Genomic DNA, 26,311 nt, shown 5'->3' on the forward strand with positions numbered 1-26,311 from the left:
TTGGGCTTTTTCGTGGGAAGCGCCGCTGGCACCGACCGGGTTTTTACGCAGTTTATCATGGAAATGTTTTACACGGTTCAAGTGATGTTGCGGAGCTGTGATCAACCCCACTGTTGAAGGTGTGGCTGTGACTACCGCGTCTTGGTTTTCGCTATCTAAGGCTTCGAAGTGCCTTTCGATAGACTGAAAAGGTCTTTTGAGTTCAAGACTTTCCATTGAAGCGTTGGCTTTAACCGGAGCAGAATCCATGGCCTGGGTATGTCCACTGACCATACCTTTATCTACACACATAGAAAATACCTTATTAAACAATCCTTCAAAAACAGTACCCGGGTATAACTGACGTGTACGACTGATGGTCGAATGCCAGGGTAACTGCTCATCAATATCATAGCCCAAAAAGTAAAGAATGTCCATGCGCATCGAGCAGTGATCTACCAATTTGCGGTCAGACGTTAAATTTTCTAGGTAACTGACAAGCATAAGCTTGAAGAATACGACCGGGTCTATGGATGGGTTTCCGGTGCGACCATACAGATCTTGGGTATCTCTGTAAATGGATTGTAAATCTAAAGTCTCCCTAAGCCTCCTATAAAAGTTATCCTTTGGAATTCGCTCGGATAACTGGAAGCTCATGAACAGCTTTTCGGAGTAATTTTTTCTTCCTTGCATTCCTGAAGTTACAAAAATTCAAGCAGCTATGGAAAAGATTTCAGCTGTTTTAATGAGTTATGCAACATTTCCATTCGTAATTGTCACATAACTAGTCAGCTTTAACAAATATCATTTTAGAATCTGATGAGCATCTATCAACAACAAGATTTGCTTGTTTCAGTTCGAGGTCCCAAGTAGGACATTCAGCACAAAGCCCAAGGTAAATGCTATTTGAAAGTTCGCTATGAAAATTGATTTTGTAGAATTTTGAATTAATATTCAATGAGGTTGGCCCACAGGGCAAAACATACCCCTCGGAATCCACGTATTCACCATAGTGACTAAAAAATATGTATATAGAGTCTTTCTCCGGAACGTCTTCCCATTCGACTGTTCCATTTTGATTGATTTGCCTGGAAGTCATTCTCCATTTGCCAACAAGTTCATCAGGAACAGTCGTTACATCGTTCGTTTTACATGCATGAACAAGTAAGAGCAATACAATAGCTGCAATCGATCTCATAGTTTTCCGATCTAGTTTCTCTGAATGACAAAGAAGCAAGTATTTTGGTTGTACTACCTTACAAGGTTCGGACATCATCAGTTCTGCAACAGCCACGGTCGTTTAATCGTAATTCTTCCGGTATCCAAAATATCTGCCTTGCGGCAACTGGATCGTGATTTCCGTACGAAAAAGTCGAATGCAACCACCTTAAAATGTACTTGTGCAGTTCGAATCTATTCACTTTGTGAGATTAACTTTCTGAAAAACCATCTCAATAAAATCCAAATGTGTAGCTTCCCCAGTAGCTCTGCCAGTCGGCCTGCTTCGCGTCGCTATTCGGCACCATTTGTACAGTGCTGATCATCCATTTACCAGTCTGATCGATCGGAAAAGTAACTTTCCCATCTTTACCGCTTCTGGCTGTTTCATGCATCGTTTTACCCTTTACCGAATGCCAGGCCAACACCAAAGCATTGGCCAGTGGTTTGTTTTCGAAAAGGACGGTAAATGTAATCGGTCCTTTTGAAGTCTGTGCGTACGGATTTTTATCAGGAATAATTTCCAGTTTCATGCCTGTGTTAAGCGAGTAGGTGGCGTCGGTTTCTTTGCCGACCTGCACAAGGGTTTTAACACATCGCTGGTACAGCTCCCGGCCGGCTTTTAAGGTATCGTTCTTTTGCCTGCGAAGTTTGGTGATTTGGTCCAGGCCTTCCGTCCTCAGATACTCGTTGAACTGTAACGCTTCGAGCTCTATGAATTTGCTTGTGTTGTTGAAAGCGATCAGATGGCTGCCTTCCGTGGCGAATGCGATGTCGATACTGCTCAGGCTATCGCCGTAAACTTTGCTGCGGATATCCTGTTTGTGGCTCTTTCGGTAATGGTCCAGTTTCAGGATTTTGTATTTATGGCCGTTTGAATGCTCACCGGTGTAGTCTTCGCCTACCATCAGGTCAATGCGTACTGTCTCATCCTTTTTGAGCCAGAATTTGACGGGTTCAAGCCAGAATTCGTGCGCGTATGCCAGCGAGCAAAAAAGGAGTGTGGCGGTCAGGGTTAATGCTTTTTGGGCTTTCATATTTGGTTCGTTCAGCCTGCAAATTAAGGTTTATCGCAGGATTTGCTATCTTTGCGGGCAAATCCGATGCGTACCGCGATACTTTACATATGGCTTTTGACCACGATCCTTCCGACGTTTAGTCAGTGGGGTACGATCGCTTATTACAAGGTTAACAAGGAATACATTACCCGCGTGCTTTGCCAGAACCGCGACAAGCCGCAGCTGCATTGCGACGGAAAATGCTATCTGGCCAAGAAACTTAAACAGCAGCAGCAAAAGCAGGATCAGCAGACCAGCGACCGGGTTGAAAGCATTCCTATGCTTCAATTATTTGCTTCACCCATTGCATCTTTCGATTTTTCTCCGGCCCGAATTTTTCAGCGGGACGAGCTTGCTTTTTCCTTTCACCTGGCCACCTACCAGGCCCCGCTGTCGATCCTGGTACCGCCTCCCTGCGTGTAGAACTGTTTTTTGTTTCTAACTACATTTTGGCTCTGGTTAAACTTTAAAAGGTATTCAGGGCATAATCTCTATTTACATTAATGCATTATAACAGTGTGCTCATAAGATCGGGCATGCTTATCAACAGGTTCATTCCATGAATACTAAATATCTATTATTGTTTTTCTTCTTGATCAATTCCGGCCTGTGTGCCTTCGCACAATCTGAGCGGGACACGCTTAGCAGCCGGGAATTGGACGAGGTCACCGTGAGCACGGCCAAAAACCGCTATCAGGTCCTTTCATCCAGCGCATCCACCCGTTCCAACACGCCGCTGCTCGCTACGCCGCAGTCAGTACAGGTAATGTCGTCGACCGTGCTGCGCGACAGGCAGGCATTTACATTGAACGAGATCGCCGGCTCGTTCACAGGTATGAAGGTCAACAATGGCAACGGGAATTTCCAAATCCGCGGATTCTCGGCATATTCGCCAAACGACGCCAGCTTTTTGCTGTACAACGGCATTCGCGGGAACCTGTTTTTGTGGAGCCAGCAGCCGTTGCTTTATAATATCGAGTCCGTGGAGCTACTTCGTGGCCCGTCGGGTGCATTGTTCAGCGAGGGTTCGCCGGGAGGGGTGATTAATTTTGTAACTAAAAAGCCTTCGGCTGAAAAGTATGCGAGCGTAGATCTTTCCGTCGGAAGCTGGGGCTTCGCACGCGCATCGGCGGACTTCACCGGACCGGTCGACCGGCAGAAAAAGCTTTTGTACCGCGCCATCGTAGGGTATGACCGGTCGGAAAGTTTCAGGGATCAACAGGAGAAGAAAAACCTGTTTATCGCGCCTTCGCTTACTTACCTTTTCAGCAAACGCACTTCGTTGAACGTGGAATTGAATTACGCCTATTCCAAAGCGGTGCATCAATACGACAACGGGAGTTTCATCTACACCCGGCCCGACGGCACTTTTGATTTTAACCATTACGCCGATAACCTGACGATCCAAAGTCCGACCGACTACGGCAAGACGCACAATGCATCGGCTACATTGACCTTCGACCACCAGTTCAGTGACAATCTCAAACTGACCATTGTAGAGCGGGCGGTACGCAACAAGCTCGATTTTACCGACCACATTTCGGTGGGACGGATTCGGAATGACTCGATCAGTCGCGGCTACCAGGACTGGCTTACTGACCGGTTCAGCTTGCAAACGACCGCATTCGCAACATATACCGTAAAAACAGGCCCGATCGGACACCAGCTCATTGTCGGCACGGACTATAACCGCTACGGCTGGACGCAAAATGACTATCAATTCAAGTCTTCCACCCGCATTTCGATCCTGCATCCGGATTACACCGGCAGTGTACCCGACGCATCTATTCCGGCCGACGAATCCGATGATAACAAACGTGTTACCAACCTGATAGGCGGCTATATTCAGGACCAGCTCAGTATCGGCAGCAAGCTCAAAGTGCTGCTTTCGCTTCGTTACGACAACTATAATGCGAAGGAAACGCCGCTATCTGACCGGGACAATAAGCAGGGAGACGAGCTGCAAGCGTCAGGCTGGATACCCAGGGTCGGCCTGGTGTATTTGCCTGCCAAAAACGTGTCGGTGTATGCCACATACCTGAAATCCTTCAACCCGCAGACGTCGAACGATGCGCTGGCTGGCGGCCCGTTCCCAACCCGGCAGGCAAGCCTATATGAAGTAGGTTCCAAAGCAGATGTTTTCGCCGGCCGGTTGTCGGCGACATTATCGCTCTACCAGATCAACTACAAAAACATCCTGACAGCCGCTCCTACCGAGGAAAATTCGCACCGGCAGGCCGCGATCGACGGGACGCGCAGCCGCGGCGGTGAGTTTTCCCTAACAGGAAACCTGAATGCGCTGAGCCTGGTTGCGGGTTATGCATTCAACGAGCACGAGCTGGTAAGCACCACCACCTATGGTAAAAAAGGCGACCGGTTTGCCAATGCGCCGAAACATCAGATCAATTTCTGGGGCAAGTACGCGCTCCCTGCCAATGTCTTCAAAGGGCTCAGTGTGGCAGCGGGCGTTCGCTACGTGAGTGACCAGGTAGGGTTATTGAGCAATCAGAACTTTGTATTTCCTTCCTACACGGTCCTGGATGCCGCGCTATCCTACCAACGCAACCGCTTTCAGGTGCAGCTGAATGCCTACAACCTGGCTAACAAGCACTACTTTACCGGCAGCCGTTCGGGTGTGACGCTCGCGGGGCTGGGCGATCCGTTCAATGTGCGGGTAGGGGTGAGCTATCAGCTCTGGTAATTGTTACTTATCAGTGTAACATATGAAGAAAGCGACTTTCACCCGACCCTTGTTCAAGCTGCATAGCTGGCTGGGGCTTTTGACGGGCGTGTTTTTGATCTTACTTGGGTTAAGCGGCTCCGTTTTGGTTTTCAGAACGGAGCTCGACCAGCTTTTTAACAGGGATTTGCTTCACGTCGGAAATGCGGCAACTCCCGTGCCGGAACGCGTCTTGCAGCGATGTTACGACCACATTACCGCAAAGTATCCAAACCTGGATGGTATCGCGTGGGTCAACCCCGACGCTGGGCCGGGAGAGGCGTATAATTTCAGGATTTACTTCAACGACGCGCGCCTGTTTACCTACGATCTCGCATTGATCTCCTTCGACCCGCATTCGGGAGCCGTTTTGCGGGAGGGGCCATCGAGCCAGTTTACGCCGAGCTTCATCGAATGGCTTTTCCAGTTCCATTTCAGTTTCCAACTCGGCATTCCAGGTGCTGCGCTGACGGCCGTTTTTGGCATTACCATGCTCTTTTCCCTGATCACCGGTGCAGTGGCATATCGTAAGATGCTGTGGAAAGTGATTTGTTTTAAAGTAAAAATCAACAGAAAAAACTGGCGGACGATCAGCTCTGATTTGCACCGCATTGTGGGCGTTTGGTCGCTGCTTTTGAATGCCGTGATTTTCTTCACCGGCTTCTGGATGAACCTGTTTGCCTTCAAAGCCAAAGCGTGGGAGACCGAGCAGGTGGCCGCCCGGCCTAATACGCTAATGGCCGCTTCACCGAACCGGATGTTGAAGCAAGCGCTTTCAAAGATGCCGGATTTGCGGCCGACCTACGTGTACCTGCCCACGCAGCCGGCCCGCAAGTTCGAAGTGCGCGGGTACGCGGCCGGCCAATCAAAAATCTGGGGAAGCTCCAACTCGGTGAAAATCGATCAGCAGACCGGTAAATTGGTATCGATCAGCAGATTTTCGGACAAGCCAATGGGAGAACGCATTGAAGCAACTTTCTTCCCGCTACATGTCGGCAACTTTGGCGGCATTCCCATCAAGGTTCTGTATGTGTTGATCGGCCTCACACCCGGCTTGCTATCTGTTACCGGCTTTTTGCTTTGGTGGAGAGGAGCCAGAAAGCCACGAAAAAAATTGAAACCAAAGGGCTCAATGCCTATTAAAGTGTAGGAAATCAATTTCCGGGTTGATTTCATTACTATCTTTGCCGAAGTCAGCATCACGCTGCATTTACAAACAAGGAACAAGTGAAAGGTTGGGCAAATCAAATCATGGTCTTTCTGCTGCTGGCACTGATGCTGGTAAAGACGATGGTTGTGCCTGTGATCTACCTAGATTACCAGCTCCGCAAAGACTACATCATTTCCACGCTTTGCGAAAACCGTAACCGCCCGAAGCTGAACTGTAACGGAAAGTGTTATCTGGCCAAACGCATTGCCGAGGCAGCCAAACAGGAACAAAAACAGGCAGAAAGCGATTTTCTGGGCAAATTGCTCTCGGCGCAGGCCCCGGTTTCCAACGATTATCTCACGCGCTTCATCGCAACACCCCGCACAGTCGAGCTTTTGCCTGCCGTGACCTTCAACTTTTCCAATCCCTTCAACGGACGCAGTCTCGTCCTGGATATCTTCCATCCGCCGCTCTGCTGACAATGCTTTCGGTTGCATTGTTTTAACAGAACCCAGGGAAGGCCATGCTGTTCCCTACAACTTCCTATCTGATGAAATTTCCCAAGGTTTTACCAGCCATGCTGGTAGCCGTGGTGGGAGTGGTCATGCTCATTTCCTGCTCGGATAATGAGAATGATCCGGCGCCTGCCACCGGCAACAATGGTGCGCTCACCATTGAATTCGACAATATCGTTGGTGATAAAAATTTGGTACTCAACGGCGCCGCTAATACCAATGCGGCCGGCGAGGACTTTGTGCTCACCAAGTTTAATTACTACGTCTCCAATATCAAGTTGCTCCGCCAGGACGGTACTTCTTACACCGTGCCGCAGGATTCGAGCTACTTTTTGATCATGGAGGATAAAAAGGAATCCCAGTTTGTTCGCTTGAAAAATGTGCCGCCTGGCACTTACACAGGCCTGGAATTCATGCTTGGCGTGGATAGCCTGCGTAATACGATGTCGCTTGATAAATGGACGGGTGTACTTGATCCCGGCGGCTCGATGATGGAGGACGGTATGTACTGGGCCTGGGAATCGGGCTTTATTTTCCTGAAAATGGAAGGGACTTCTTCAAAGGCATCCACGGCCAATGGTAAATTTTATTACCATATCGGACTATATGGCGGCATGACGCTTCGCACGGTCAATAACACGCGTACCGTCAAACTGTCTTTCGGTGATCTTAAAGCAGAGGTATCCACTTCACAGACGCCGGAGGTGCATCTTTTCGCAGATGTTCAGAAGGTATTCAACGGGCCGGGCACGAATCTCTCCATCGCCGGTTTCAGTAGCGTGATGACCCAGCAGCAGGAAAAATCCAGCCAGATCGCTAACAATTACGCCAGGATGTTTTCGGTTGACCATATCCATTAAGCGTTATGTTGAATGTATTCAAACGGCGCGGAAGAGTCGGGCTTTTCATCGTGGCGGTTGTGACGCTTACATCGGCGGCGTGTAAGAAAAGCGGCCAGGATGTGGAGCCGGTTTGGACCGGACCAACTGCGGTCAGCTGGAAAAAGCCTGCGCATTTTCCTGATCCGGTCTATGATATGAGCAAAAACCCCTTGACCAAGGAAGGCATCGAGCTGGGTAAATTCCTGTTCTACGACGGCATTTTATCGCGTACCACCCAGATCGGATGCGGCACCTGCCACCAGCAGGAAGCTGCGTTCACGCACCACGGTCACGAGTTGAGCCACGGCGTGGACGACCTGCTCGGAACACGTAATTCGCCATCGATCCAAAACCTGGCCTGGAACCCGGTATTCTTCTGGGATGGAGGCGTTCATGACCTGGACAAGGTGCCTTTTAATCCGATCCAAAACCATGTGGAAATGGATGAAACCGTCAAAAACGTGATCAGCAAGTTGCAGGCGACGCCGCTGGCCACAGCCAAAAAGCCGGTCGACTATCCGGAAATGTTCCGCAAAGCTTTTGGCGATAACCAGATTACGACAGAGCGGATGATGAAGGCATTGTCCCAATTTATGCTCACGATGGTTTCAGCCGAATCACGTTATGACTTTTTCAAACAGGGTGATGCTTCGGCGCTCACGGTCGAGGAGCAGCAGGGACTTAGTGTATTTAAGTCAAAATGTAGCAGCTGCCACGCCGGAGAGCTGTTCACGGATTTTAGCTTCCGTAACAATGGCCTGGTGCCATTGCGGCTGGATGACAAAGGCCGCTCGGAAACTTCGGGGAATGCCGCAGACAAATACAAATTCAAAGTACCCAGCCTGCGGAATGTAGCGATTACTGCTCCCTACATGCACGATGGCCGGTACCATACGCTGGAAGAAGTGCTGGATCATTACACTTCCGCTGTGCAGGAGTCTGCCACACTTGACCCGGCATTTAAGCGAAATGGACAGAAACCGGGCATTGACATCACCGATGCGGAGAAGACATCCATCATTGCCTTTTTACGGACGCTAAGCGATGAGCAGTTTATCAGGAACGCCAAATTTTCCGATCCAGGCGTAGGAACCAACTTTTAAAGCATTCAAGTCTTCATTATGAAAATCAGATACATTGCATCACTTTTCTTCTTCCTTCTGACGACAGGCCCATCACAGGCGTGTGATATATGCGGCTGCGCGAACAGCGGTGCTTACTTCGGACTTTTACCTCAATCGCACAAATCAGTGATCGGGCTCAGGTATCAGCGGCTGCACTTTGTAACACATGGGGAAAGCAAGGTACTTCGCACGGAGGAGCACTTCAATGTAGGTGAGGTTTATGCGCGCTTCTTTCCCATCAAACGGGTGCAGATGATGGCGTTTGTGCCTTACCGGATCGATAAGCAGGTCACTTCGGCGGATGTGAAAAAACAGAATGGGCTGGGTGACATAACGGTACTGGCCAATTACAACCTGTTCAACACATTCATGGATGGTGAAAATGCCCGGACTTTCAACCACACGTTGTTGGTCGGTGGTGGCGTGAAACTTCCCACAGGCGATTTCAAATTCGACGAAAATAACACGCTTGAAGTAGCCAATGCCAATTTTCAACTCGGCACCGGAAGCACCGATTTTATTCTGAGCGCCTTTTATACGATCAACAAGGATCAATGGGGCCTTTCCACCAATATTTCGCGCAAGTTCAACACGAAAAACTCGCAGGATTACCGGTTCGGTAACCAGCTGTATGGCACCGTCGATTTGTACCGTTCGTTTGAGGTCGGTAAGCTCTCCATAACGCCTAGCGTCGGCGTTTACGGCGAACATGCCGCTCATGGCGTTCAGAAAGGCGAAGTGCTGGATATCACCGGAGGCAAGCTCTTGAATGCGACGGCCGGGGTTACCTTTTTTACCAACAAATGGACGCTGGGGATCACCGGACAGAAACCTGTGGCCCAAAAGAGTGCCTCGGGGCACGTGATTGCGAAAGAACGCGTACTAGTCCAGCTCGGGTTTTTATTCTGAAAACAAAATTCTTAGACGCTCAGCATGCGCGCCATAATCGCATATATTTTACTGTTCGCTATTATCCTTCCCACGCTCAGTCCGTGGGGAACGATTGCTTATTTTCAACTGAACAGGGAATATATCGCCAAGGTGCTTTGCGAGAACCGCGCCAGGCCACAACTCAAATGCAATGGTAAATGCTACCTGGCTAAGAAACTAAAACAACAGCAGCAGAAGCAAGACAAAGAAACTTCCGACAGGGTCGAAAACATGCCGGTTGTCCAGCTCTATATTTTCAAAGCACCTGTGTTTAGCTTTGAAGCATCCGTGTTTGAACTCCCGGCAGAGACGCGCTTTTTTTACCGGCTCGCGCATTATACTGCTGCCCTTCCGGCCCTATACCAGCCGCCCAGGCAATAATCCAAATTTTTTGAAGGCGTATGCCTTCCATCTTATTTCATAGAAACCGCTCCGGTACACTTTGTTCCGGCAGCCATACCATTGTACTTATTTCACCCAAAAACATTATCAAAATGAAACGTATTCTTTCAATCGCTTTACTTTCCTTTCTGTTCGCATCATGCTCGGACGATGATTCCAATGAAGTGATCACCCCTGTTGCTGCTGGCGAATTTGAACTTACGCTTGATACGCGCGTGGGGTCAGAGGACTTCGCTGTGAATAAGGATTTCTCGATTGGCGGACAGACGCTTAACTTCAAAAAACTGCGGTACTGGGTCAGCAATGTGATCCTGGTCGATTCAAAAGGTGGCGAATACAAAGTGCCCGACTCTTACTATTTGATGGAGGAGGTCACTGACTTGAATCTGTCCGGAACGATCAATGACAGCGCGCTGTATCCTGCCAAGAAACGTGAAACCATCAAATTTCGTGACATTCCAGCGGCGGAGTACAAGACGATCAAATTTTCCATTGGCGTCGATGCCCAGCACAATGACAATCTCAGCTTGACTGGCGGGGAATTAAGCATTGCCAATGGCATGAGCAATATTGCCTGGATGTGGCATTCGAGCTATATCTTTTCTTCGGTGGGCGGCACCTTAAAGCAAGGTTCTACCAGCAAGGAGTTTTTAGCGGAAACAGGGTTAAATGCCAATTATAAAACGCTCAGCATAGACCTGCCGGTTGCCATTAACTCTGCTTCTACCAAAGGTGTTACATTAAACCTGGACGTGACCAAGATTTTCGATGGGATTGACGTGGTGCAAAATCCGAAGATCAACGCGATGACCGCGGCCCTGATGTCCACAGTGGCAACCAACTACGCGACAAAAGCGATCGCATTCGGGAAGGAAAATAAATAAAGCTGGCAATGCGGTTGTTGAAGGTTGCCTGGTTTAGTGTTGTGATGATCTTGTCAGGTTGTGACAGGCAGGTAGTGGCACCTGAGGACGAACCCTATTCGTTTGAAGTGCCGTCCCATTTTCCTGTGCCAGCGCTGGATGAAAATAGCCCCATGACCGCTGATGGCATCCGGCTCGGTAGACAGCTATTCTATGATGTCCGGCTGTCGGCCAACAACAAGGTCGCGTGTGCAACCTGCCATGACCCGGCCAAAGCTTTTAGCGATGGAAAAACCCTGAGCTCTGCCGGTGTCGCCGGCACGCAGCTGCTCCGGCATGCGCCCGCATTGTTCAACATGGCCTGGGCTAACAATGGTCTTTTCTGGGATGGAGGATCGACGAACCTGGAATCACAGGCTTTTGGTCCACTTACGGCGCACGACGAGATGGCCCAGGACCTGTATGAGCTGGTAGATGAGTTGAGTGCCGACGCTTCGTATGCCAAAGGTTTTCAGGAAGCTTTCCAGTCCGGAATAACCTCCCAAAATGTGGCCAAAGCCCTGGCGCAGTTTCAGCGGTCACTGGTGTCGGCTACCTCGCGGTATGACGATTACCGGCTCAATCGCACCGGCGCTGAGCTTTCCGCGGAGGAACTGGCCGGGCTTGAACTGGTCAAGCAGCACTGTCGGGGTTGCCACGCGGGGGAACTGTTTACCGATCAGGGCTTTCACAACAATGGTCTGGACAGCGGCTTTGAGAACCAGGGTCACGAGGGCATTTATTTGGGCCGGTACCGCATCACCTACGATGAGCGCGACTTGGGCAAATTCAAAACGCCCTCGCTCCGGAACGTAGAGCTGACCGCGCCTTACATGCATGACGGCAGGCTCGCAACGCTCGAAAATGTAGTCGACCATTATTCTGGTGGTATCCCGCATTCCGCAACACTGGGGGAGCAGATCCCGGCGGATGGCTTTCAGTTCAGTACTTTGCAAAAACAGCAGATCATCGCTTTCCTGAAAACACTGACGGACTACCGCTTTACGACCGCGCCAGATCACCAGAAACCTTAATAAATTATTCAACCACTGCCTTTGAAGGACAGTAGCAATCAACATTTATGAAATACGTTCTAGCGCTTGCAGCCGCCCTATTTGTGACATGTAGCTGTCAGCAAAAGCCCAAAGAAGATGAGCATGCCTCTCACCAGACACACGGGCTCAGCCGGGAAGATACGCTCTCACACGAGCTAATGGAGACCCATGATAGTTTGATGGCATTGATGCCAAAAGTAATGGAGCTGCAAATGAGGCTGAAATCGGATGCCGCCAAACTTGACAGCAATTCGGCTTTAAAAAATAAAGTGACCGGGCTAGCCGCAGCGTTGGATAGTGCCGACCACGCTATGATGGACTGGATGCACCATTACAAAGCGGATACATTGGCGAAACTAGAAGACAATGCTGCCAAGGAATATGTGGATGATCAGACAACCCGAATTTTGGTCGTTCAGCGGAAGCTTAAAAAGAGTATCTCCAGCGCGGAAGCGTATCTGGCAGAACGTAAATCAATGTGATGGCTGCTGCTGTGGACGAGGCTCAAACTCACAAAGAATATGCGTAAAGTATTTTTAGCATTTGTATTGTTGATGGCAGTATCATCAGTTCAAGCACAGCAAAAGCACGAGATAAAAATCCCGGCAGACGTAGAAAAGCTGCTTAGCAAATACACTTGCCTGGCTTGCCACAAAGCGGGTCAGCGGCTTGTTGGCCCCGCTTACTTAGATGTCTCAAAGAAGAAGTATACCAACGCGCAGGTTGTCGAGCTGATCTACAATCCCAAACCTGCAAACTGGCCGGGATATCCGCCTATGGCCCCGATGAAACAGGTTCCTAGGGAAGATGCGCTCAAAATCGCCGCTTGGATCAATTCCATCGCCAAGAAGCACGGTTGAAAAGGGCAAAGTAAAGAAGACAGTAAAATACATAAAGCATGGAGGTGGTTGCCTTCATGCTTTTTTGACGAAAATTGCAGGGTATTTTCAACATTAACCTTTGGGATAGCTCTGAAACTAAAGCGAAACTCCCCTAATCATGGCATACCAGACTCTTTTTTAGCGAGTTCTTCCTATCTTCCTATATCTTTGTGGCCTCAAAAAGTTCTTTACTTTCATTTTCCATCGGGAAAGGTTTTGCTTATCAGCAGATTAATAGGGAATCGTGTGTGAATCACGAACTGTCGCGCAACTGTTAGTAACACTTAAAGTTTATATCGGTGTATATCCACTGTTCAATTCGGATGGGAAGGATGGTATAAATGTTACAAGTCAGGAGACCTGCCTTTCACGTTGACGACGCTTTCGCGGAATAGAGCATGTCGGTCTGGATCTGTTATGTCTGATGGTTTTGGTATCACAAACCAATGCGCCCCTGCGTGATCGTTCCCCTTTGTTCCAAAAAAAGCTTCTTGAAATATTGCAAAGAGCTTTTAACTCATCTAACCATAGTTAAAAGTATGCAAACAACTACATTCTGCTGCTCGCGAACCAACAGCAGGGAGGCGAAAAAAACATTTACCTTATTGCTGTCATTCGCGCTATTACTTAGCTCAATTGCCAGTCTGGGTGCCGGGCCAGGCAGGGTTACAGGCTCGATCCAAAGTGAAAAGGGCGATGCCATTGCCGGGATCAGCGTGCGGTTGGAAGGAACCAGCTATGCGGCCGTAACCGACGCGGACGGCCGGTTTGACATTAAAAACGTCCAGGCAGGAAGCTACACGCTCGTTGCCACCGGCGTGGGCCATGACGCAAAAAAGGACAATATCGTTCTCAAAGATGGTCAGGCGCTGGAATTGAATTACAAAATTAACACCGCCACCAACGAGCTATCCGAAGTCGTGATCAGTACTGTCCGTCGGCAGGCCTATTCAGCCATCAACAAAATCGATGTTCCACTCCGGGATATGCCCATCACCACTTCCACGGTATCGGTCAAAACGATCGAGCAGCGCGGTATCGACGATTTGGGCGAGGCCATGAAAAATACGACCGGCGTGCGGGCCAACAACACTTATGGCGGTTTTCAGCACTTTACGATCCGCGGTTTTTCCAACTTCGTCCTGCTCGTGGACGGTGTCCGTGACGAGCGCCACAACATCTCGACCAGCGCGCCGAACACCAATCTTGCCAATGTCGAATCGATTGAAGTGTTGAAGGGGCCAGCCTCGGTGCTGTTTGGCCATTCGGCGTTAGGCGGGATCATCAATATTGTGAGAAAAAGACCGACTGCGGGCTTTAAGGCAGACTTTTCGGCCAGCTATGGCACATTTAACACACGGCGCATCCGCGCAGGCGCAGGCGGTGCGATCACTGATAAGCTGCGATATCGTGTAGATTTCGGGATGTCAGACACCGACGGATACCGTCATTCAGGCTCTAATACTAACAATGGATACCTTGCCTTGGAATACACACCAACTGATAGAGATCAGTTGTATCTGACCATCGGCGCGAACAAAGACATTTACGACACCGACGCGGGCATTCCGATGCTGGAAGGAAGCAAAGTAGCCCCGGGGATGGATGTAAATACCCGCTACAATGATCCACAGGATTTTCTCAAACATACCCGCTATGATTTTCAGCTGAAATACACGCGGCAGTTGGCGAGTAACCTCAAACTTTCGAACCAGCTTTCGTACTATGACGATAATATCAATTATTTCTCAACGGAAGAGCTCAGCTTCAACCCAGGCATGGATTCGTTGCAGCGGTCGTTTCCTTTCTATTTCAACCACCTCACCAAGCCCTGGCAAAACCAGTTGGAACTGATCTGGGATTTTAATACCGCTTCCATTGAGCATAAGTTGCTGGCAGGTTATTCGGTAAGCATTCTGGATCGCAAGACGTACAATGGAGACGTATTCGGCCCGGCGCTTAACGCGACTATTGCCATCAAGAATCCGGTCCTGAATCAGGGATACCTGACGCATAACGATTTGAATTACCGGGCAACGATGGAGAACGTGCATGGTATTTATATACAGGACTTTATCCGGTTCTCTGATAAATTGAAAGGACTTGCGGGACTGCGTTACGATATTTTCAACGGCACCTATTATACCGATAAGGTGGACGATAATCGCAACGTGACTGAGCACGGCACTGAATCTACGATATCCAAGTCGGCATTGACTTACCGCCTGGGTCTGGTTTACCAGCCCATTGAGCCGTTATCGGTATATGGTTCTTATTCAACGTATTTCAAACCTTCGCGCAGGGTAGCTCCGAACGGCGAAACCTTCAACCCGGAAACCGGATTCCAGGGTGAGGTCGGCAGCAGGTTTGAGCTCTCTGGTAAATGGGCTACGAACCTATCATTCTACTACATGCGGAAAAACAACCAGCTCGAAGCTCTTCCCGGAGGTATTTACAAACGCATTGGCTCAGCTGAGTCCAAGGGTTTCGAACTGGAAGTAAATGGCAACCTGCTGCCAGGACTGGACGTGACGGCTGGCTACACTTTCTCCAACGCAAAAATCCTTCCTTTTCCATCCGGTGAAACTAATGCAGTAGCGGGTAAAACCGTTGCATTTGCGCCGAAGAATTTGGTGAATGCGTGGATTAATTACGAAGTACAAAATGGTGCCGCGAAAGGTCTTAGCCTTAGCGCTGGCACTAATTATATGGACGAAACCTTTACGAACAGCTCCAACAGTTATGTGCTGCCAGCTTACACCGTTTTTGATGCGGCATTGGGTTACCGGGTAGGGCGTGTCGGAGTGCGGCTGAACGTGAATAACCTTTTGAGCCAGAAGTACTTCGCCAACGCGATTTTTGCGAACCAGTTTTCGCCGGGAGCGACCAGAAACTTCCTTGTTACGGTACGGTACAGCCTTTAAACCATGAAACTGACTGTTAAACTGTTTCTGCTGGTCCATCGTTACCTTGGTTTTGCGCTTAGCCTACTTTTTGTGATGTGGTTCCTGTCCGGCTTTGCGATGATGTATGTCCGCTACCCGACGATGCGTCAGCACGAAAAATTGCAGAATCTGCCGCCGTTGGATTTGCGAACCTGCAAGTTGAATTTAAATGAAGCTTTAACAGTGGCTGGTGTCGGCGACACGATGCGGTCGGTCCGGTTGGGTATGATGCTCAACCGGCCGGTTTACCGCCTGACGACAACCAGGGGTGAATACAAAGCCGTATTTGCCGACAACGGCGAGCTTTTTGCCGGTACGGATTCAGTGCTGGCAGTCAGGCTCGCGAGTAGTTTTGGGAAACCAGGAAATGTAAGCGAAGTCCAGGTACTCACCGAGATTGACCAATGGATGGCCGCCGCCAGGTCGCAGGGATATACGACGCCAGTATATCGCATTCAGATGACGGGCGACGCAGGCACATATATGTACGTTTCTACGCACACGGGCGAGGTCGTACAGCGGGTCAATGCCCTACAGCGTTTCCTTGCCTGGTTTGGCCCAATCCCACATTGGATTTATCCCACCGTACTGTTGCGCAACCGTCCACTGTGGAACGATATCATTATTTGGACTTCTTCGTTAGGCACGATCATGTGCATAGCCGGTATTGTCATGGGATTTGTACGGTACAGGCGCAGGGATAAGTCTTCGCTCTCATTCAGTCCGTACAAAAAGCGCTGGTTTCGCTGGCACCATTATACCGGCTTCGTTTTTGGAATTTTCGCCTTCACCTGGGTTTTCAGTGGCCTGCTCTCGATGACGCCCTGGGACTAGGCCCCATTTACCAGGCTCAGCATAGAGGAAACTGCGCAATGGGCGGGTGGCGTGATGAAGCCAGAGCTGTTCAAGTTGTCACCACCGCAGGCGGTTACGCTGCTGAACCGGGACATTTCAGTTAAAGAAATTCACTTTACGCAAGTAGACGGAAAACCATACTATCTGGCTTATCAGGATGACAATCATACGCGCATGATGTCCGCTAACGGGGATCCCGCAAAGCCATTTGAAAAATTTAATTATCAACCATTCCTATCGATGGTGCAGCGGCTTAATCCGGGTATAGTTGTGTTAGAAAGCACTTTGTTGAACGAGTATGACAACTACTACTATTCTCGCCACGATGAAAAGCACCTGCCGGTTCTAAGGGTGAAAATGCAGACGCCGCAGCAGACCTGGTATTATGTCGATTTAAAAACAGGGCAGGTGGCGCTAAAACATGAGAAACTGAGTCGACTTGAAAGATGGCTTTACCATGGTCTGCATAGTTTTGATTTCAAATGGCTTTTTTACAAGCGCCCACTGTGGGATATACTCGTCGGGATGTTGATGATCGGAGGAATGAGCGTGAGTTGCACTGGTCTGGTGCTTACCTGGAAGTGGGCAAGGCGAAGGCTGAAGTATCGAAGTGAGGAAAGTGTCACCTTGGGTGAAAAGAAAATTTGAACAGATAGGCCAACCTTTTGTAGACTTTATACCAACGTCTTCACCTACTACCCAATAAATTTTGGTGAATGTGATTGAGCGATAGTTTTTACTAACTTTAAGTAACAATCAGTGTTTTCACTGAAAGAGGATGTATTACACAAAGCAGCGGGGCTTCCCTGCTGTTTTTTTGTATCCGTCGTATAGGTGTGGGGCAATATTAGGATAGCCAGTGCGATACGTTTCCCACGAATACATCCACTAGGAACCTTATCATTTGCATACGATGCTCATAAACAATGGAAGCTCGCACTGCGCCATAGGTCCCGGAAATGCATCTATATGAAACAATTTTCCACATTGACTTTTTGAAAATCGCCATTTAATTTCGTTGAAACCATTTTCAAAAAGGAGCTATGGGTACTTTAGACTTGACATCTGATTATTCTGGCAACACAATTCAAATCCGTAAGGATCTAATCATTGCCATGGAAAGCCTTGACAACTTAGCGACCGCAAGTCGAAACAAGACAAGGGTTTACTTTCTAGAATTTACAATAACATCTAGAATTTGATATTACAAATATCTATCCAAATAGCACTTCAATGCGACTGCATGATTAAACTTTTCATCCTTGGCTGCGTACAAAAGCGAAACCTTCTTATGAATTTTTATCAAATCTATAAGTTCGGAGGCCACTTTCTCGTTCCTATTCAACTGAAAATTGTAATCTTCTAGAAATTCGTCCCACTTATGCGGATCATGGTTAAACCACTTTCGCAATTCGGTTGTAGGAGCGATCTCCTTTAACCAGAGATCCACTGCAGCTTCACGGCGTTTTAAACCCCGAGGCCATAAACGATCAACAAGAATTCTGAACCCATCATCTTTCCCTTCCGGTTCATATATCCGTTTTAGTCTTATTTCAATTTCTGGCATTTTGTCGAGTTCAGCTGGGTTAGCCCCTGTTCATCAGATCAACGAGCTTCTTTTCTAATTCCAGGGCTTTGGGAAAAAGAATATTATTTTCCAGATGTATATGTTTATGAAGGTCTTGTTCGAATTTTTGCAACATCGAATATGACAATCTGTACGTGTTGCATGCATCTTGCGGCGGCGTATAATTGTTGCTAAGAGATACGATCTCTCGCAGTTTGGCACCTTCTGCTTCATGATCATTCATCATGATCGAGATTGGGTTTTTGACCGAACCATAGGTGGGCAGGGGAATATTTATCTTTTGCCGATGCGACTCGGTCATCTTTTTGATAAAAGGGAAGATCATGAACTCCTCCTTTTTCATATGGACTACCAGTTCGTGAGCCATCTCTCTGAATAGGTCCCGAATTTTCAATAGTTCAGGGTGTCTCTGGCCATGTATTAAGCAGATCTTATTTAGATATGCCAGTAGGAGAGGCATAACATTGGTCGCGTATCTATGATGCTTGTTTTCAATGTATTCAGCTAGTCGATCCAAGTCCCATAAGTTGTATTCCGGTTCCGAGTCGTCTGTTTGCTTAGGCAGTGCAGCGATTTCATCCAAAATGAGAAATTGGTCGATGTTTGCAGCAGCACAAGCTTGTGAGAGTTTCGTGCCTCCATTACAGCAAAAGTCAATATTATATTTTTCGAAGACCGCCGCTGCATTCCAGTCCTGAGCAACTATTGAACCTACTGTCAGATCATCTATATTGGTCATAATGGTAGTTTTAAATGTTGATTGGTTCGCTTTATTTTAATGAAACAGAAAATTGTTTTACTCCCCCTATGGTCAATGACGTCGCCTTTGCCACTTCACAAATCAGGTAGTAGATGTGCAAATCAGAGGTCGCCGGGTGCTCACCTCGTATATATAATGCGGCTTGTGCGTCCAGCTTCGGCAGCAGCCATACTGTCTGCACAATTAAAATCAGAAGCGGGACTATAAATACAAACTGGCCCGGTTGTAGTCTCCGAGCACCTGTGAGCAGAAATCCTGAGACGATACCGGTGGCCAAGACCCACTCCACTTTATTGAGTGAAGCAAAAATTAGCCGGCCAATCCCGAGGCCCAATGGAAGGGTGATACCAGGTGCTTGAAATTTCAGTGGAGCTTCCATAAAACTGATCGCTGATATAAATCCAATCCAAAGAAACGTGCAAGCGATTACAAGGGGTGACTGGGTAATGGACTTCATGACAAGCTTTTTGAAAGATTCTTGCGGTAATAGGCATTTTTGTGTTCGAACATTCCCGCCATCTTTTCGGCTCTCCATTTTGCTTCTTCGGCCCTCTCACCATGGAAAAGCGTGTCTACCGTTTGTCTAAACAATGCAATCCACTTCTGAAAATGCGAGTGGTCAACTTCCAATAATGCATGTGGGATAAAAGGACTTCCATAATAGGTATGTTCATTCAGAAGGACCGTCTGCCAGAACTTATACATTTTCTCCATATGTTGCGGCCAACGGTCACCAAGTCGCTCATCGAAAATCGGCGATAGCACGGGGTCTGCACGCACGCTTTCGTAAAAAGTATTCACTAGAAGCTTGACATCGTCAAGGCAGAGAATTTGCTTTTTCATTTGAATAACAGTATTTACTGTCTCACGCATGCCCTGATCCGAAGTATCTGATTAGGTAATATGTTGCCCATCCCGAAAAGCCGATAAGCAATATCCATATCCAGGCCGGGACACTCTGGGGCGTTTCACTTCCTGTGATCAAAAATCTTTTTTGATCACCTTTACCATACGCATTGATCATCAATGGAACAACTCCATCAACAACCGAATTCTCAGTCATTCCCTCTATTGCGATCGCAGGCCCGTTTTTCACTTCGAAAGGGATTATGCGGAGCCCCTCCTTTCCACTCGGATCTTTACTGATAATTTTGAGGGTATGTTTACCGTCGACCATCTTACGAGTGTCAAGTTCAAAGTTGACAGGCGAGATGAATTCGGCTATAGGTGCTTGATCCTCATCAAGAAAAATAACAACAGTACTTTTATCTTCCATTTTACTGCAAGTTTATGATAGCCCTTTTAATATGCTTCTCCGATTTTTCTCCGGGCCGGATCAACCACTTTAAGGAGTAGAATAATGTAACTACAACAATGGCAGCGACGACCGAAATAATCACAAAGTCCCAGTTGCTTTGCGGCCCTTGACCGTGTGTGATCCCTCGCAGCGCAGCCGGTTGATTTGCCTCGCAGACCGGGCAGGCTTTCGTAGTGAACATGAACAAAAACAGTACGAGACACAACCAATACTTTTTCATTATCTTTCTTATTTAAGCCTCAAAATGAATTTTAAGATGTTCTGGAGCCTTAGCATTAAGTCAAGTGAGTGTTCCCGCTCGTTGTAGTTGGCGAAGGCGTTATACACGATCCCCTTTACGCCATACTTGCGTGAAGAAATAGCAAATACAATTACTTCATCTCCCGACTGGTTTCCTTCAAAAATGATGAACTCCATCAACAATCAACCCGTGGGGTGGTAGTCTAACCGAGTGTTTGTGACGCTCATGCCTACTTGGGAATCATGCAAACTGAAATTAGTCGAATAACCACGGTCTAAAAGACAGGTCGTTGATTGCCTCGCTGAAAGTCTCATAACCCTTTTTCATGTATCCAAATCTTTACTGATTATTGGACTGTCCCAACGTTTTCATCAGCTTTTCTATTTCTTCCGCCGAAACTTTCCGCGCCTTATTCCCCCAGCTGCTACGTTCATGGTTCATGATGGCTGCCACCTCCTCGGGTTTTAAATTACTGTTGGTACCTACTGCCGGCATGGCTCCGTATTCTTCTCGCGCATCATATCCTTTCATGATGATACTGACCATCAAACTGGCATCTGTATCCAGCACAACCGGGCTGCCTTTTAAAGGGGGGAATGCGCCTTTCAGTCCCTCTCCATTGGTCTGATGGCAGGCCTGGCAATGTGTGGAATAGAGCAGTTTTCCGTCGGGACCGCCTTGATCCGAGGTAGGTGCCCCATTCCCTGGCCCGGCAATTTCCTGCTGTTTTGAATATAAAAACGCTGAGGATGGGGTGCCGTCTGGTAATTGGGCCTGTTTCAGGGACTGCAAATAGGCAACCAGCTGTAAAGCCTCGGGCTTGGCAACCAGTGTCCCTTGTGCCTTCCGGAAGGCGTCGGGGATATTGACAACAACATCTTCTTTGTCCGGCTCGGCTTTGTTTTCAAACAGCCAGGGATAGGCCGGCATGATCGATTCTTTGACTACAATGCGAGGATTGTATAAATGAACAAGGTTCCACTCCTTACTTGGCTGCCTGCTGCCGATCGAGGTTAAGTCCGGCCCGGTGCGTTCGGTTCCCATTAATGTAGCCGTGTTGCGCCAGAAATCAGTTCGGGTGTTGGATGCATAATCCGCTGCTATTCCCGGCCGTTCTCCCCATATTTTATCCATATCAATATTGCGGACTTGCTGCGTGTGGCAGGCAACACAGCCGTTGGCGACAAATAATGCCTTGCCTTTGACGCCTTCTGGACTAAGCTCTTCAGCCGTTGGTAAAGGTGCATTGTTCCGCTCATTGTTTATTGCCGGGATCACCGCTACAAATGCAGTCAGGGTCAGGAAAAGCAACAAAGCAGCACCGAATAGTTTATTATGATTATCAAAAAAATCCATGTTCGTAAATTCTGGATGATTAGTTGTGTGCTGCCGATGGAAGCTCATTCATTCTTTTGAGCTTTTCAAATGCCGCTTCCTTTATATCAACAGTATCACTGTGGATCAACATTTTGTACAGATTATAAGCGAAAAACAGGTGTGACAGCCACATCAGGCTCCCGCCGATTGCTCTCCATAACCAGAATGGTCCCATAAAAACAACGCTGTCAATGAATGGCTTACCTTCGATCCACATCAGGCCGCGAAGGGTACTTCCATACATCAGTGGAACGGTATAAAATAGCAGCCCGATCAACGCAAACCAAAAATGTGCGCCGACTGTTACTTGGGGGGGCTCCTGGCCAGTGATCCGTGGCATCACTGCGTAAATAGCTGCCCAAAGGAAAAAGCAGATGATGCCGTACATAGTTAAATGTGAATGGGCAACGGTGAAGTCTGTAAAATGCCAGAGCAAATTGGTTGAGCGGAAAGCTTCGGCAGTCCCCTGCATGGAACCGGTAAAGTAAAAAAGGATGCCGGTCAGGAAAAATGGCAGCGTGTAGCTATCGTTTATCTTGTACCAGGCGCCATTGAAGGTCAAAAGAAAATTCGTGGTTCCAGCTACTACGGGAATGACCATCCCTACGCTGCCGACGATGGCGATGGTCTGCAACCACCAAGGAATGGAACTGAAAACAAAGTGGTGTGTACCGATCAGCGTGTAAAAAAGGATCTGGGTCCAGAATGCCAATATTCCCAAGCTATAAGAGTAAATAGGCTTGTTGAGCTGCTGTGGTAAAAAATAATAAACGATCCCCAGCGTAAAAAGCATAAACCACATACCCACGCCCTGATGCATGTAATAGCCTTGCACAATGGTTTCCCCTAAGCCATTTTGCCAAAGCGGTATATAGGCTACAAGCGAAATAACAATACCAAAAATGATAGATGAAACGATATACCAATTCGAGATGTAAATCTCCTTTGTGGACCGGCGGCCGATTGTTTTAAAAAAATTAATGAGCGTCAGCACCAGTCCGATACCAAAAAGAAGCATCACAGGCCAGATGTATTCGCGGTATTCCCCGCCACCATTGTTAATTCCGGCCATCAGGCAGATCGTTCCGGCAAAAACCGCTGCATTGATCAGTATCAATGTATACCAGCCCATTTTAAAACTGAAGAGCGTAGTGTTGCTTACCCTGGGCACGACATAGTAACCCAGCCCTAGCATGGCCAGCGATGCCCATCCCCAGAAAACAGCATTAGTATGGACAGGTCTCAGCCGGCCGAAACTTAGCCAGCTGACCTGGTCAACATCCGGTGCTACAAATTTTATCCCTACATACTCCCCTACCGTTGTTCCAAACAAAAGCCAGAATGCAGCGCTTCCAATAAACCAGATAACCAGCCGAGAAAGCCCAGGGTCTACCTTCGGCCGTACGTGTGCTTTTCTTTTGCGCGCAACAAAAGGCAACGACGCCAGATGATCCACGTGATTGATCAATCCCTTACGATCGTCTGCCGCCAGTGAACCGGCAAGTTCGTTGTGAGTCAATGTGTAATCCAGCGCGTTTTTTCGTTTTTCCAGAACAGCCGCAACATCGTCACCCCCATAATTCCCCAAATAGCCGGCCACACGTTCGGCTTCCGCCAAATTCTGCTCATTCCGGTATTTTTTCAGGCTCCTGGTTATTTTAATGATCAGAAAAATAAAACCCGCCAGAATAGGGATTAATACGAGCACTACGGTGATCAGAATACCATACTCGCTTAACAGGGCGCCGGAAGTAGGAGATTTCGTTTGTCCAAAAACGCGGATAGGAACAAAGTTGAGCGCGGTCAAAACAACGATGATCATATAGCATCTGCCAGTTATCTTTTTACTTTTAAGAAAGATTTCTATTTGACTGCTGCTAAGATTTTCCAGATATCGGCCATAAGCCCGCGAACTATCCGCTGTCTTGCTCCTCAGGTAATTCGCGATCACATCCCTGGTCAAGACTGCAACGATCAGAACTCCCAGCCCCATGATCAGGGCGGTTAATGCCAAAATCAGCATTACCGCCTGCAAAGCTTCCGTATTCGCTGCATATACCGGGGTTGCCATCAATGGACACAAAAACACAGAGCTAGATATCAGACACTTACTGGGAGAATACATATTAGAATATATTAAGACCTTAATATCTTTAATTGTTCAAAATTTACCTTTCTTTGATGTAGCTCAATCCTAGATTAAGACTTTCATTGAATTCGGCAATCGTCGCTGACTGCAGGGTGACATGCATCTTGTTTCTGATCTCTTTGAACTGGTTATGCAGTGGGCAAGGTTTTATTTCCGAGCAGATTTTGAGTCCTAACCCACAACCTTTAAATACTTTATCGCCGTCTACCGCACTAACGATGTCCGCCAATGTGTTTCTGCGCGAGGCGCCATCGATATAAAAACCGCCGTTAGGGCCTTTGCTTGACTGGATTAACTCCCGCCTTCCCAAGTCCTGTAGAATTTTAGCAATGAAGTGTTCAGGGGCGTCTATGCCGGTAGCAATTTCTTTAATTGCCACCTTCTTGCCTCCGTCCGACTTCTGAGCGACAAAGATCACTGCCCGAATCGCATATTCACAGGTCCTCGAAAAAAACATTTGCCCTAGGTTTATTTACAAATGTATCTTCAATGGTCTTCAAATAAAAGAGTTTTTACTCTTTTATTTGTTTCATATGTTTACTGCGTTTGGGGGCCTACAATTTTCTTTAGTACCCACGTATTCAATGCTAAGCGATGTCGGGTTGTGGGGTTGTCCGGAAATACGGCTTGATAATCTGGTGTCCCTTTGGAAACCGGCTTTCAATTTCTTGATCGACAATTGAATTTGAAATAATTACATCCTCCCCGTTCTTCCAGTCGGCCGGTGTCGCTACGCTATATTTCGCCGTAAGCTGCAGTGAATCTAGGACGCGCACGATTTCGTCGAAATTCCGTCCCGTTGAAGCCGGATAGGTAATAACAGCTTTGACCTTTTTGTCTGTGCCAATAAAATAGACAGATCTTACAGTCACCGATGTTGATGCATTTTCATGGATCATTCCGTAGAGCGTGGCTACATTCCGGTCGGAGTCTGCAATAACCGGAAAACCAACCGTACATTGTTGGGTTTCATTGATGTCTTTTATCCATTCATTATGGGATGCAAGATCATCTACGCTTACTGCAAGGATTTTTGTATTCCTTTTTTCGAACTCTTTTTCCAGGTGCGCTGTCCGTCCAAGTTCAGTCGTACATACCGGTGTAAAATCGGATGGATGGGAATAAAGTATCCCCCAGCTTCCATCGAGCCACTGATAGAAGTTAATTTTCCCTTTTGTTGTTTCCGCGGTAAAATCCGGGGCTGTGTCACCAATTCTCAAGCTCATGTCTCTAAAAAATTAAGTTGAACATCTGTAAAATTGCTTGTTCTTGCGTCGTCTGATTAACTTTGGTCCGCTCCCAGGTTGATCTCCTCCCTGAGAAATTTGATAAAATAGTCAAAGAAAACGGGGTATTCTCGGTCCTGCATTCTAGCTATGAACTGCTGCCGGAAAAACCCTTCTTTATTAATTCTCACCGTTTTAATTCCAGTGCCGAGATGAGGGCGCAATGCCCAGTTTGCCAGTACGATCACGCCCATATTTGCCTTCGCGAGTTCTATAGATGCCTCGGTAAGCGGGAGGATGATCAGTTTTTTCGGACTGATCCCTTTTGGGGTCAGCTCACTCCGAAAAATAGAAACTGTTTCAAGGGGCAATGAATGGATGATCAATGTCACATCTTGAAAATCAGTCGCCTCTACATATTCCCTGCTGCTCCATGGGTGTTCTTTTGATACAACTGCCAGCATTTCGTCTGTAAAAAGTTTTACAAATTCAATCTGGTCGGTATACTCCTGGCTTGAAGTGATTGCAAGGTCAAGTCCACCTTCCAGAAGCTTTTCCAGCGGACGGTGTGTAGCTTCAAAAATGATCTCTACTTCAACGTTTGGAAATGCGCATTTAAACTTCTTCAATACTGCCGGAAGCCAATGGTAGGTTGTATAGCATTCTGTGCTGATACGGATCGATCCGCTATCGCCATTGATCATTTTTTTTATTTCAGTTTCGGTAACGTCCAGCTCCTTCAGGATCCGGTTTGCAACTGCATAAAGCTTTTTTCCAACTGGTGTCAGGATAAGCTTTTTGTTTCGGCGGTAAAATACTAACGTTCCCAGCTGTAGCTCTGCTTCCTTCAATTGATAACTTAGCGCACTTTGTGTCAGATGAAGCGAGTCCATGGCCCTGGTTAAGCTGCCTTCCTCGACGATCGCCTTAATTAATCTAAGGTGCCTGATTTCCATGACAGTTATGATTTTTGAAACTAATCCGACAAAGTTTAGGCAGTTACTGACCGATAAAAAGCATATCAATCTCTACTTCATC

The 26,311-nt window shown here is 47.7% G+C and carries 28 protein-coding genes and 1 riboswitch; of the genes, 15 read left to right on the top strand and 13 right to left on the bottom strand.

Going from position 1 to position 26,311, the window contains the following annotated elements:
* The 3 genes from AC2YIT_RS31120 to AC2YIT_RS31130 all read right to left on the bottom strand — a co-directional run.
* Positions 1–636: transposase (locus tag AC2YIT_RS31120; RefSeq protein WP_487281779.1), on the bottom strand; the 636-nt coding region annotated here is incomplete at its 3' end.
* 127 nt (positions 637–763) lie between these two features.
* A complete protein-coding gene (locus tag AC2YIT_RS31125; RefSeq protein WP_487281780.1) occupies positions 764–1,177 on the bottom strand; it encodes a hypothetical protein in 414 nt (137 codons plus the stop codon).
* 253 nt (positions 1,178–1,430) lie between these two features.
* A complete protein-coding gene (locus tag AC2YIT_RS31130; RefSeq protein WP_487281781.1) occupies positions 1,431–2,234 on the bottom strand; it encodes a DUF4198 domain-containing protein in 804 nt (267 codons plus the stop codon).
* Between the two features lie 66 nt (positions 2,235–2,300).
* On the opposite strand from AC2YIT_RS31130, the gene AC2YIT_RS31135 reads away from it, so the two are divergent.
* The 15 genes from AC2YIT_RS31135 (at position 2,301) to AC2YIT_RS31205 (ending at position 17,262) form a co-directional block, all read left to right on the top strand.
* The gene (locus AC2YIT_RS31135) at positions 2,301–2,678 is read left to right on the top strand and encodes a hypothetical protein (protein WP_487281782.1); all 378 of its coding nucleotides are present in this window, start codon (positions 2,301–2,303) and stop codon (positions 2,676–2,678) included.
* 136 nt (positions 2,679–2,814) lie between these two features.
* Positions 2,815–4,956, top strand: a complete 2,142-nt coding sequence (locus AC2YIT_RS31140) for a TonB-dependent siderophore receptor (protein ID WP_487281783.1) — start codon at positions 2,815–2,817, stop codon at positions 4,954–4,956.
* Between the two features lie 22 nt (positions 4,957–4,978).
* Positions 4,979–6,124: a PepSY-associated TM helix domain-containing protein gene (locus AC2YIT_RS31145; RefSeq protein WP_487281784.1), complete on the top strand. Its 1,146-nt coding sequence runs from the start codon at positions 4,979–4,981 to the stop codon at positions 6,122–6,124.
* A 101-nt stretch (positions 6,125–6,225) separates the two neighbouring features.
* Positions 6,226–6,603, top strand: coding sequence for a hypothetical protein (locus AC2YIT_RS31150; RefSeq protein ID WP_487281785.1), 378 nt, complete (start codon positions 6,226–6,228; stop codon positions 6,601–6,603).
* Between the two features lie 44 nt (positions 6,604–6,647).
* Complete coding sequence (locus AC2YIT_RS31155; RefSeq protein WP_487281786.1) at positions 6,648–7,499, top strand: MbnP family protein; 852 nt, start codon at positions 6,648–6,650, stop codon at positions 7,497–7,499.
* A gap of 5 nt (positions 7,500–7,504) precedes the next feature.
* The gene (locus tag AC2YIT_RS31160) at positions 7,505–8,623 is read left to right on the top strand and encodes a cytochrome-c peroxidase (protein WP_487281787.1); all 1,119 of its coding nucleotides are present in this window, start codon (positions 7,505–7,507) and stop codon (positions 8,621–8,623) included.
* Between the two features lie 18 nt (positions 8,624–8,641).
* Positions 8,642–9,553, top strand: a complete 912-nt coding sequence (locus AC2YIT_RS31165) for a transporter family protein (RefSeq protein ID WP_487281788.1) — start codon at positions 8,642–8,644, stop codon at positions 9,551–9,553.
* Between the two features lie 24 nt (positions 9,554–9,577).
* A complete protein-coding gene (locus AC2YIT_RS31170) occupies positions 9,578–9,955 on the top strand; it encodes a hypothetical protein (RefSeq protein WP_487281789.1) in 378 nt (125 codons plus the stop codon).
* A gap of 113 nt (positions 9,956–10,068) precedes the next feature.
* Complete coding sequence (locus tag AC2YIT_RS31175; RefSeq protein WP_487281790.1) at positions 10,069–10,860, top strand: MbnP family protein; 792 nt, start codon at positions 10,069–10,071, stop codon at positions 10,858–10,860.
* Positions 10,861–10,868: 8 nt separating this feature from the next.
* Positions 10,869–11,912: a cytochrome-c peroxidase gene (locus AC2YIT_RS31180; RefSeq protein WP_487281791.1), complete on the top strand. Its 1,044-nt coding sequence runs from the start codon at positions 10,869–10,871 to the stop codon at positions 11,910–11,912.
* Positions 11,913–11,959: 47 nt separating this feature from the next.
* Entirely contained in the window at positions 11,960–12,415 is a 456-nt protein-coding gene (locus tag AC2YIT_RS31185) for a hypothetical protein (RefSeq protein ID WP_487281792.1), read from the top strand.
* Positions 12,416–12,454: 39 nt separating this feature from the next.
* A complete protein-coding gene (locus tag AC2YIT_RS31190; protein WP_487281793.1) occupies positions 12,455–12,793 on the top strand; it encodes a c-type cytochrome in 339 nt (112 codons plus the stop codon).
* Positions 12,794–13,008: 215 nt separating this feature from the next.
* Positions 13,009–13,196: riboswitch (cobalamin riboswitch) on the top strand.
* Between the two features lie 157 nt (positions 13,197–13,353).
* Positions 13,354–15,738 carry a TonB-dependent siderophore receptor gene (locus AC2YIT_RS31195; protein WP_487281794.1) on the top strand — a complete coding sequence of 795 codons (2,385 nt, stop codon included), beginning with the start codon at positions 13,354–13,356 and terminating at the stop codon, positions 15,736–15,738.
* 3 nt (positions 15,739–15,741) lie between these two features.
* Positions 15,742–16,593, top strand: a complete 852-nt coding sequence (locus AC2YIT_RS31200) for a PepSY domain-containing protein (RefSeq protein ID WP_487281795.1) — start codon at positions 15,742–15,744, stop codon at positions 16,591–16,593.
* Positions 16,594–16,647: 54 nt separating this feature from the next.
* Positions 16,648–17,262, top strand: a complete 615-nt coding sequence (locus tag AC2YIT_RS31205) for a hypothetical protein (protein ID WP_487281796.1) — start codon at positions 16,648–16,650, stop codon at positions 17,260–17,262.
* Positions 17,263–17,818: 556 nt separating this feature from the next.
* Here AC2YIT_RS31205 and AC2YIT_RS31210 read toward each other — a convergent pair.
* The 10 genes from AC2YIT_RS31210 to AC2YIT_RS31255 all read right to left on the bottom strand — a co-directional run bounded on the left by AC2YIT_RS31210 (position 17,819) and on the right by AC2YIT_RS31255 (position 26,298).
* The gene (locus AC2YIT_RS31210) at positions 17,819–18,181 is read right to left on the bottom strand and encodes a DUF488 domain-containing protein (protein ID WP_487281797.1); all 363 of its coding nucleotides are present in this window, start codon (positions 18,179–18,181) and stop codon (positions 17,819–17,821) included.
* Positions 18,182–18,200: 19 nt separating this feature from the next.
* On the bottom strand, positions 18,201–18,941 hold the full coding sequence (ric, locus tag AC2YIT_RS31215) for an iron-sulfur cluster repair di-iron protein (protein ID WP_487281798.1): 741 nt from the start codon (positions 18,939–18,941) through the stop codon (positions 18,201–18,203).
* Between the two features lie 31 nt (positions 18,942–18,972).
* Positions 18,973–19,419, bottom strand: coding sequence for a hypothetical protein (locus tag AC2YIT_RS31220; protein WP_487281799.1), 447 nt, complete (start codon positions 19,417–19,419; stop codon positions 18,973–18,975).
* Positions 19,416–19,805, bottom strand: a complete 390-nt coding sequence (locus AC2YIT_RS31225; protein ID WP_487281800.1) for a group III truncated hemoglobin — start codon at positions 19,803–19,805, stop codon at positions 19,416–19,418. Before AC2YIT_RS31225 ends, AC2YIT_RS31220 begins: the two co-directional genes overlap by 4 nt.
* A 22-nt stretch (positions 19,806–19,827) precedes the next feature.
* Positions 19,828–20,238, bottom strand: coding sequence for a cytochrome C (locus AC2YIT_RS31230; RefSeq protein WP_454523583.1), 411 nt, complete (start codon positions 20,236–20,238; stop codon positions 19,828–19,830).
* Between the two features lie 622 nt (positions 20,239–20,860).
* Positions 20,861–21,877, bottom strand: coding sequence for a cytochrome c (locus AC2YIT_RS31235; RefSeq protein WP_487281801.1), 1,017 nt, complete (start codon positions 21,875–21,877; stop codon positions 20,861–20,863).
* Between the two features lie 19 nt (positions 21,878–21,896).
* Positions 21,897–23,969 (bottom strand): cbb3-type cytochrome c oxidase subunit I, encoded by a 2,073-nt coding sequence (locus AC2YIT_RS31240; RefSeq protein ID WP_487281802.1) that lies wholly within the window; start codon positions 23,967–23,969, stop codon positions 21,897–21,899.
* A gap of 97 nt (positions 23,970–24,066) precedes the next feature.
* Positions 24,067–24,504 (bottom strand): RrF2 family transcriptional regulator, encoded by a 438-nt coding sequence (locus AC2YIT_RS31245; RefSeq protein ID WP_487281803.1) that lies wholly within the window; start codon positions 24,502–24,504, stop codon positions 24,067–24,069.
* A 130-nt stretch (positions 24,505–24,634) separates the two neighbouring features.
* On the bottom strand, positions 24,635–25,273 hold the full coding sequence (locus AC2YIT_RS31250; RefSeq protein WP_487281804.1) for a peroxiredoxin: 639 nt from the start codon (positions 25,271–25,273) through the stop codon (positions 24,635–24,637).
* Between the two features lie 56 nt (positions 25,274–25,329).
* On the bottom strand, positions 25,330–26,298 hold the full coding sequence (locus AC2YIT_RS31255) for a LysR family transcriptional regulator (protein WP_487281805.1): 969 nt from the start codon (positions 26,296–26,298) through the stop codon (positions 25,330–25,332).
* Positions 26,299–26,311 lie beyond the last annotated feature (13 nt).

The sequence above is a fragment of the Dyadobacter sp. SRI_021 genome (assembly GCF_057586235.1).